The organism is Hydrogenophaga sp. (assembly GCF_041633695.1).
In the GTDB taxonomy this organism is placed as follows: Bacteria; Pseudomonadota; Gammaproteobacteria; order Burkholderiales; family Burkholderiaceae_C; genus Hydrogenophaga.
The window spans coordinates 1-3858 of record NZ_JBFJMY010000395.1 but is presented as its reverse complement, the minus strand read 5'-3'; the positions used below and the strand labels follow the sequence as shown (position 1 = coordinate 3858).

General features: G+C 63.4%; 5 protein-coding genes. 4 read left to right on the top strand and 1 reads right to left on the bottom strand.

Translation table 11 applies throughout. From position 1 onward, the window contains the following. Positions 1-594: ATP-binding cassette domain-containing protein (locus tag ABYB95_RS18810; protein ID WP_372660322.1), on the bottom strand; the 594-nt coding region annotated here is incomplete at its 3' end. A 342-nt stretch (positions 595-936) separates the two neighbouring features. Between ABYB95_RS18810 and ABYB95_RS18805 the strand changes: the two genes are divergently transcribed. The 4 genes from ABYB95_RS18805 to ABYB95_RS18790 all read left to right on the top strand — a co-directional run. Further along, positions 937-2718 (top strand): DEAD/DEAH box helicase, encoded by a 1782-nt coding sequence (locus ABYB95_RS18805; protein ID WP_372660319.1) that lies wholly within the window; start codon positions 937-939, stop codon positions 2716-2718. 104 nt (positions 2719-2822) lie between these two features. Further along, a complete protein-coding gene (locus ABYB95_RS18800; RefSeq protein ID WP_372660315.1) occupies positions 2823-3095 on the top strand; it encodes a hypothetical protein in 273 nt (90 codons plus the stop codon). Positions 3096-3283: 188 nt separating this feature from the next. Further along, positions 3284-3541, top strand: coding sequence for a hypothetical protein (locus ABYB95_RS18795; RefSeq protein ID WP_372660311.1), 258 nt, complete (start codon positions 3284-3286; stop codon positions 3539-3541). Positions 3542-3673: 132 nt separating this feature from the next. Beyond that, on the top strand, positions 3674-3858 hold a 185-nt coding region (locus tag ABYB95_RS18790), incomplete at its 3' end, for a response regulator (protein WP_372660308.1).

Sequence of the window (3858 nt, the reverse complement as noted above, 5' to 3'; positions counted from 1 at the left end):
CTCCACCGATTCGGCGTCCAAGTGGTTGGTGGGTTCGTCGAGCAGCAGCATGTCGGGCTTGGAGAGCAGCATGCAGCACAGCGCCACACGGCGCTTCTCGCCCCCCGAGAGCAGGCCAATCGAGGCTTCCCACGGCGGCAGGCGCAGCGCGTCGGCGGCGATTTCCAGTTGGTGTTCGCTGTCGGTACCGGCGGTGGAAATGATGGCTTCCAGCTGGGCCTGCTCGGCGGCGAGGGCGTCGAAATCCGCGTCTTCTTCGGCGTAGGCGGCGTACACCTCGTCCAGCCGCTTCTGAGCGGCGCGCACGCCGCTCATGCTGGCCTCGACCGCTTCGCGCACGTTCTGCTCAGGATCCAGTTGGGGTTCCTGCGGCAGGTAACCGATGCGGATGCCCGGCATGGGAATGGCTTCGCCCTCGATTTCCTTGTCGAGGCCGGCCATGATTTTCAGCAACGTGGACTTGCCCGAACCGTTGGTGCCCAGCACGCCGATCTTGGCGCCTGGAAAAAAGGACAGCGAGATGTCTTTGAGAATCTGGCGCTTGGGCGGCACGATCTTGCCGACCCGGTTCATGGAAAAAACGTATTGAGCCATTTTGATAAAAATGATGAGTGACCAAAGGGAACGAAAACCGCTGCGTCTGGCAGTGGTGGCTCCGTTTCGTCAAAACGTGTTGAGCCTTGGATATTTACCCGGTAAACCTGCGTCGCCATTCGGGAACGGTGGGCCGGGAAAGCCTTGATTATCCCAGCATGCGACAATACGGGCTGTTGGGCACTTCAGTTGGTCCAACACCAGCCCTTTGCTGGGGCGCGTGCAAACCCTTTGTTCGCGCCAATCTTGTGAATCCATCTGCCCCAGACTGACCAGCCGCCGAACTCCGGTGTCTGGAGAGGCCGATGCCCCCAGTGCCCTGGACGGGCGCCCCTACCGACAATGAACTTTGACGAACTGAATCTGGCCCCGGCCATTGTGCAAGCCGTGCGCGAGCAAGGCTACGAGACCCCCACCCCTGTGCAAGCCGAGGCGATTCCCGCCGTGCTGGCCGGGCGCGACCTGCTGGCAGGCGCACAAACGGGTACCGGCAAAACCGCCGCTTTTGCCTTGCCGATGCTGCAACGCCTGAGCGAGGGCGAACGGGGCAAGAACCGGTTTGGCGGCATCGCCATCCGCGCCCTGGTGCTCACACCGACGCGCGAACTCGCGGCCCAGGTGGAAGAAGCCATCCGCGTCTACGGCACCCACCTCACGCTGACCTCGACCGTGGTGTTCGGCGGCGTGGGCATGAATCCCCAGATCAATGCGCTGAAACGCGGCGTGGACGTCGTGGTCGCTACCCCTGGCCGCTTGCTCGATCTGCAGCAGCAAGGCTTTCTGGACCTCTCCGGCGTGCAAATGCTGGTGCTCGATGAAGCCGACCGCATGCTCGACATGGGTTTCATCCACGACGTGAAAAAAATCCTCGCCCTGGTGCCCAAAGACAAGCAAAGCCTGCTGTTTTCGGCCACTTTCAGCGACGAAATCCGCGATCTGGCCAGCGCCCTGCTGAAGGATCCGCTGCTGATCCAGGTGACCCCGCGCAACACCACGGTGCAACGCATCACCCAGGTGATCCACCCGGTGGGTCGCGGCAAGAAAAAAGCGCTGTTGGTGCACATCATCAACGAGCACAACTGGAGCCAGGTGCTGGTGTTCACACGCACCAAATTCGGCGCCAACAACGTGGCCGACTTCCTGACCAAGAACGGCATCAAGGCCATGGCCTTGCACGGCAACAAGAGCCAGGGTGCCCGCACCCAGGCCCTGGCGGGCTTCAAGGCCGGCGAAATCCGCGCCCTGGTGGCCACCGACATCGCGGCCCGCGGTATCGACATCGACGACCTGCCGCACGTGGTGAACTACGAAATCCCCAACGTGTCGGAAGACTACGTGCACCGCATCGGCCGCACCGGCCGGGCCGGCGCCAGCGGTGAAGCTGTGAGCCTGGTGAGCCTCGACGAAGAAGGCTTCATGATGGACATCGAGCGCTTCACCAAGCAGCAGATCCCGGTCAAGATCTACCAGGAATTCATGCCAGAACCCGGCGAAACCGCCGAACCCATCGCCATGGGCCGCCAGACCATCTGGGGCGGCGCGGGCAAGCCGCCCAGCCGCGACGTGATGGCGGCTGCCGCCAAAGCAGCGCGCACCGAGATGCTGCAGCGCGTGCGTGAGAAAAAGGCCAGCGAGCCAGCAGGTCGCGGCAACGGCGGTGGTGGTGGCGGTGGTGGGCAACGCCAGCGTCCCCGCCCTGCCGGCGAACAAGCCGAGGGCGCACGCGATGGCCAGCGCGCCGATGGCCGCCGCTCCAACAACGGACCGTCCCGCAATGGACCTTCCGCCGGACCGGCCCGCAACGGCGGTCAGCGCAACGACCGCCCTGCACGTGGCCCGCGCGAGGACCGTGGTCCCCGTGAAGACCGTGGCAACGGCGAAGAGCGCCAGCCCGGACCGAATGCCCACCTGGGCAGCCTGCGCATCAAGGAACCGCGCGGCGGTGGTGGCGCGCCGGGTGGACAGCCCGATCCCCTGCGCACCAGCATCGATTCGCTGGGTGGACGCGGCGGCCGCAACAACAACCGCGGCGGCCCGGGCCGTGGCGGTCAAGGTCGCAACAGCGACGCGCCACGCGGTGGCCCAGCCGACCCGCTGCGCACCAACTACGGCCGCATCCGCTGACACGGGGTTGCTGCCGTCTTAAGTGATCGCTAAGTCTTGATCTGAAAAATGCGCTCTGTCACAGGGACGCCGTCTCTGGACACCATTCCATTCTGGAGTTTTTCATGACCAAGACCCTTGTCGCCCTGTTGTCCGCTTTCACCGTTCTGGCCGCACAGGCAGCTGCTCCGGCAGCACCTGCTGCACCCGCTGCCGCTCCGGCAGTGGCGGCAACGCCGGCTGTGGCTGCTGCGCCAGCGGCCAAGCCCGCCGACGCCATGGCCAAGAAAGAAGAAGCCAAGTGCGACATCAAGCTGGACAAAAACTGCAAGACCGAAGCCAAGCACGCCGAAAAAGAAAAAGTGGCTCCTAAAAAGGCCGAAGAGAAAAAATCCTGATTCCAGGCTTTTCGATCTTTCAAAAAAAGCGGGCTTCGGCCCGCTTTTTTTTGCCGTCGACCACGCCGACACACCCGCACCCGATCGCCCACACGATCCGCCATTAAGTGCTTGATAAGTCTTGCTCGGAACAATGGGCACTGTCGCAGGGACATCGTCTCTGGACAGTTTCAACCCAGGAGTTTTTCATGAACAAGACCGTCATCGCTCTGCTGTCCGCCTTCACCGTTTTCGCCGCCCAAGCCGCAGCCCCTGCAGCTCCTGCTGCGGCTGTCAAGCCGGCCGCCGTTGCGGAAGCCGCTCCCGTGACCACCGCCACCGCGCCGGCGGCTGTTGCGCCCGCTGCACCCGCCGCCAAGATGGCCAAGACCACCAAGGTCAAGCACCCCACCAAAAAGACCATCGCCAAGAAAAAGCACGCCGCCGAGGTCGCACCCAAGGCCTGACCGGTCGCTCGGTTCCTCTCAGAAAGCGGGCCCTGACCCGCTTTTTTTGTTTCGCCATGTCGATGCATACTGTCTCCGGGCCTTGTTCACACCAGGGTTCCCATGCGAACCGGCCCACTCCAGAGTGAAAACATGAAACTCCTTCTTGCCGAAGACGATGCGATGCTGGGCGCCAGCATGGAAAAGGGTTTGGAGCAGGCCGGCTTCAAGGTCGACTGGGTGCGCACCGGCAACCACGCGTCGACGGCCCTGAAAACACAGAGCTACGACGTGGCCCTGCTGGACATCGGCCTGCCGCAAATCGATGGCCTGGAAAT